Consider the following 4,448-nt stretch of genomic DNA (forward strand, 5'->3'; position numbering starts at 1 on the left):
AGCCTCGACCAGGCGCATAAACGCCTCGGCGGTGCTAGGCAACGGAGGCCGCTGATCTGAAGCGCCCTGTCCATTGTCGTGATCGTGCTTCCACTCGCCGATCAGCGCATCACGATGAGACTGCAAGGCGGCGTCGACCTTCGCGGCGTCATGGTGCGGAAGTGTGATCCGGTAGCAGCTGCCCTGCTCATTGGTTGTCACGGTGATCGAGCGCTCGAGCTCAGGCCGAGGTTCGCGTTCGGATCGCGGTTCCAGCTTGACCGCGGTGCGCAGCTGACTGACCGTGGCGCAGCGCGCCAGCTGCGCGTAGTGCTCATCGGACCCCTCGCCGGCCCGCGCCGCGATGATGCCGACCTGATCCAGCGAGAGCCGGCCCTCTCGCATGCCTTGGGCGCAGCGTGGGAATTCCTTCAGCCGGCTCGCGATGGTGGTGATCGTGTGGGCGTTTGCCGACGAGCAGCCGGTCTTCCAGGCCACCAACGCCGGCACCGACCGCGCCCCAGTGGCACCCCATAACTGGTCTCCATCGATTTCGGCCACGATCTCTACGATGCGCCCATCAATGGCGTTGCGCTGACCGGTCAACTCCGCCAACTCCTCGAACAGCACCTCAAGACGCTCTACAGGACTGACCACCACGGCGTCAGCAGATGCGGTCGAAGACATGACGCCATCATCGCAGCCACCTCCGACAAATCCGGGCCGCCGATCCCCGCTCCACGTCAACCCGCGGCGACTACCGCGAATCCCGACACATGAGCCAGGTGCATGTCTCATGGTGAAGTGCTGGGACAGCTGTGATCGCGGATACGCTGCGCCGATTACCCTGGCGGCATGAGCGCCAAGAGCCGAATCCGGATGGCTCGGGTCTACGACGATCCGAGCCCCGATGACGGTCGGCGCATCCTGGTTGACCGGCTGTGGCCGCGAGGATGCCGTAAGGACGATCCGCGGGTGGGAACCTGGCTCAAAGACGTTGCGCCATCAAAAGAACTGCGCGAGTGGTACAACCACCAACCCGAGCGATTCGACGACTTCGCCGCGCGCTACCGGGAGGAGCTGGAGGCCGGCAAGGCTTTCGACGAGCTGCGCAAGCTCACCAAACACGACGTCGTGACGCTGGTGACGGCCACCCGCGATGTGGAAGGCAGTCACGCCGCGGTGCTGGCAACGCTGCTGAAAGGCCGTTGATCAATAGTCGTAACGCGCCAACCGAGTGTCGCCGTCGCGCTCGGTCCCCGCGATCGACACCACCGCCGGGAGCATCTCGCTGGTGACGACCCCGTGGTCGGCCGTCAACTCGTGGACGATGTCGAAACTGCGCTCGATCCACTCCGGCGTGTCGATGATGATCGTCACCACGGGCACGTGCCGGGTCAGCTGAAAAAGCCTGTCGCCATGGGGCTTATCGTCACCATTGAATCCCCATATGCCACGCAACACGGTCGCACCGCGCGCCATTCCGGAGTCGAGCAGCCGGTGAACGAGCCCGCGGTGGATCGGTAGGCCGCCGCGGCCGGTGCCCTCGCTGGTGTGAACCATCAGCTTCTGCCAAAGCGGTCGTTGCTGAGCGTCGGTGTTGGGCAGCCGGTGCGGTCGCGCGAACAGCTCCCCGCCGCGTTTGCACAACCGCACCCGCTCGACGGTCAGCAACGGGTTTGGCGCCGCAACACTCAGCTCAGCGACTGCGGCCGAAACCTGCACCGCCGTCCCGATGGAGATGATCATCAGCGGAACGTTGACGTTGCGGCTGAAGAACTGAGCTCGATAGCGCTCGCCGTGCGCGGTGCCGTCGACACCTAAAAACACTGCACCACCGGAGAATTCGAGCCGATGCAGCAGATCGCACACCGCGCGGTATGCGGGCAGGCCGCCGATGCGTTCTTGGCGTCCCACGTAAACGGTGAGCTTGACGGCATCATCAGCGCCACTGTCGAGCACGTCGTCGCCACCGACCAGCCGTGCGCGTTCCAGCGTCACCAGGCCGCGACCGGTCATCGCGACGACGTCGTCGACCAGGGCGGTGATCTTGGACTCGACGTCGACCGCGGCGATTGCCACCGGCGGGTCCTCGGACAGGCTCAGCGACTCGTCGGTACGCAGCACGTGCCGCAGCCCGAAACTCGCGATGCCGCGCAGCATCACGCTGGTTGCGAGTTCGCGGGTGTCGAAGAGATCCAGCATCGCGTCGGCCAAAAACCCGGGCCGCCGAACGTGATCCGTGGCCACGCGCTGGCGTTCACCGAAGTAGGTGGTCAGCTTCAGGCAGGGCTGGTTCATAACCGGCCCGCGACCCACTGCCCGAGCAGCGCGGCGGCGATACCCAACACGATGCTGGCGACGAGATTGGCCACGGCGCCCCGCACCTGACGCTCCTCACCGAGCCGCTGGGTTTCCAACATCCAGGTGGAGAACGTGGTGTAGGAGCCGATGAACGCGGTGTCGGCGAGCAGCGCGGCGTGTCTGCTCAACGCCAGGCCGCTGAGCAGGCCGAGCAGCGCGGCGCCGCTGATGTTGACCGCGAGCGTTCCCAACGGCAACGACCGCGCCGCCCGTCGGGCAACCGCGCGGTCCACCAGAAACCGCAGCACCGCCCCGAGGCCGCCGGCGACCAGCACGCCGAACCAGAGAACCATCAGCGCACCGGGACCCGGCGCACTATCGCGGTGGCCACATACACCGCCAGTAGTCCCAGCACGATGCTGGCGGCGGTATATCCGGCGGCCAGGCCGTAGCAGTGGCGCTCGATCATCTTCAGCGTTTCGACCTGCATCGTCGAAAAAGTCGTCAGCCCGCCACACAGCCCGGTCCCGAGCAGCGGCCTGCGGTAGCTCGACAACGGCAACCGCTCCAGCAACCGCGTCGTGAAGTAGCCCACCAGGAACGCGCCGACGATGTTGACCGTGAACGTCGGCCACGGCCATCGGGTCGGGTCGGCGACCATCAGGCTGCTCAGGCCGGCGCGCGCCGCGGTGCCCAGCGCGCCACCGGCGAACACGGCGGCCAACTCGCGGTAGTCGTGACCGGGCACCCAAGCAGCGTATGCGGGACATCGGCAGAATTGGTGTCATGGTGGCCAACCCACGCGCCGGTCAGCCGGCACAGCCTGAAGATCTTGTCGATCTACCTCATCTGGTCACGTCCTACTACGTGATCGAACCGGACCCGGAGGACGTCGCTCAGCAAGTGGTGTTCGGCACGTCAGGGCACCGCGGCTCGGCGCTGGGCGGCGCGTTCAACGAGGCGCACATCCTGGCCATCACCCAGGCCATCGTCGAATACCGCGCCAAGCAGGGCACCAGCGGCCCGCTGTTCATCGGCCGCGACACGCACGGGCTATCCGAGCCGGCCTGGGTAACGGCGCTGGAGGTGCTCGCAGCCCATGACGTCGTCGCGATGATCGACTCGGCTGACCGGTACACGCCGACCCCGGCGGTCAGCCACGCCATCCTTACCTACAACCGCGGCCGCAGCGATGCGCTGGCCGACGGGATCGTCGTGACACCGTCGCACAACCCGCCCTACGACGGCGGCTTCAAATACAACCCGCCGAACGGCGGCCCGGCCGACACCGAGGCGACAAACGCAATCGCCAAGCGCGCCAACGAGATTCTGCGAAATGGCGATATGGTGAAGCGGGTGTCGTTGGCCCGCGCGTTGCGGAGCGCGCAGCGCCACGACTACCTGGACTCCTATGTCGATGACTTGCCCAACGTGGTTGACGTCGACATCATCCGCAAGGCGGGAGTGCGGATCGGGGCCGACCCACTCGGCGGTGCCAGCGTCGACTACTGGGGTGCGATCGCCGAGCGCCACAACCTGGATCTGACCGTTGTCAATCCACTAGTCGACGCGACCTGGCGGTTCATGACGCTCGACCACGACGGCAAGATCCGCATGGACTGCAGCTCGCCGGACGCGATGGCTTCGCTGATCACCAACCGGGACCAGTATCAGATCGCCACCGGCAACGACGCGGACTCCGACCGACACGGCATCGTGACTCCAGACGCCGGGCTGCTGAATCCGAATCACTATCTGGCGGTGGCCATCGACTACCTTTACACGCATCGGCCGTCGTGGCCGGAAGGCATCGCCGTCGGCAAGACCGCGGTCAGTTCGTCGATCATCGACCGAGTGGTCGCCGGCATCGGCCGCAAGCTGGTCGAGGTGCCGGTCGGGTTCAAATGGTTCGTCGATGGACTGGTCGGCGCCACCTTGGGTTTCGGTGGTGAAGAGTCGGCGGGGGCGTCGTTCCTGCGGCGCGACGGGTCTGTGTGGACCACCGACAAAGACGGCATCATTCTAGCGTTGCTGGCCGCCGAGATCCTCGCCGTCACCGAAGCCACGCCGTCGCAGCGCTATCGCGAGCTGACCGAAAAGTACGGCGCCCCAACCTATGCGCGGATCGACGCGCCCGCCGACCGCGAGCAGAAGGCCCGGCTGGC

At 66.2% G+C, this 4,448-nt stretch carries 6 protein-coding genes; 2 read left to right on the forward strand and 4 right to left on the reverse strand.

The features are described 5' to 3' along the window. A partial coding sequence (locus WBF82_RS20100; protein ID WP_424384691.1) for a DUF222 domain-containing protein occupies nucleotides 1–666 on the reverse strand: 666 nt, incomplete at its 3' end. Nucleotides 667–834: 168 nt separating this feature from the next. Here WBF82_RS20100 and WBF82_RS20105 point away from each other — a divergent pair. Continuing rightward, on the forward strand, nucleotides 835–1,191 hold the full coding sequence (locus tag WBF82_RS20105; RefSeq protein ID WP_424384692.1) for a DUF488 domain-containing protein: 357 nt from the start codon (nucleotides 835–837) through the stop codon (nucleotides 1,189–1,191). On the opposite strand, the gene WBF82_RS20110 is transcribed toward WBF82_RS20105, so the two are convergent. The 3 genes from WBF82_RS20110 to crcB (WBF82_RS20120) are packed head-to-tail and all read right to left on the reverse strand — an operon-like array spanning nucleotide 1,192 to nucleotide 3,031. Beyond that, nucleotides 1,192–2,280: a DUF190 domain-containing protein gene (locus WBF82_RS20110; RefSeq protein WP_424384693.1), complete on the reverse strand. Its 1,089-nt coding sequence runs from the start codon at nucleotides 2,278–2,280 to the stop codon at nucleotides 1,192–1,194. Further along, complete coding sequence (gene crcB / locus WBF82_RS20115; protein ID WP_424384694.1) at nucleotides 2,277–2,636, reverse strand: fluoride efflux transporter CrcB; 360 nt, start codon at nucleotides 2,634–2,636, stop codon at nucleotides 2,277–2,279. The genes WBF82_RS20110 and crcB (WBF82_RS20115) overlap by 4 nt, the downstream gene beginning before the upstream one ends. Next, nucleotides 2,636–3,031: a fluoride efflux transporter CrcB gene (gene crcB / locus WBF82_RS20120; protein WP_424384695.1), complete on the reverse strand. Its 396-nt coding sequence runs from the start codon at nucleotides 3,029–3,031 to the stop codon at nucleotides 2,636–2,638. Before crcB (WBF82_RS20120) ends, crcB (WBF82_RS20115) begins: the two co-directional genes overlap by 1 nt. A 38-nt stretch (nucleotides 3,032–3,069) precedes the next feature. On the opposite strand from crcB (WBF82_RS20120), the gene pgm reads away from it, so the two are divergent. Then, on the forward strand, nucleotides 3,070–4,448 hold a 1,379-nt coding region (gene pgm, locus WBF82_RS20125), incomplete at its 3' end, for a phosphoglucomutase (alpha-D-glucose-1,6-bisphosphate-dependent) (RefSeq protein WP_424384696.1).

Origin of the sequence: Mycobacterium sp., assembly GCF_049673265.1 — a bacterium.
Lineage (GTDB): Bacteria > Actinomycetota > Actinomycetes > Mycobacteriales > Mycobacteriaceae > Mycobacterium.

Coding starts and splice junctions, on each gene's coding strand:
- WBF82_RS20105 (WP_424384692.1), top strand. CDS start 835: ATGAGCGCCAAGAGCCGAATCCGGATGGCTCGGGTCTACGACGATCCG.
- WBF82_RS20110 (WP_424384693.1), bottom strand. CDS start 2,280: ATGAACCAGCCCTGCCTGAAGCTGACCACCTACTTCGGTGAACGCCAG.
- crcB (WP_424384694.1), bottom strand. CDS start 2,636: ATGGTTCTCTGGTTCGGCGTGCTGGTCGCCGGCGGCCTCGGGGCGGTG.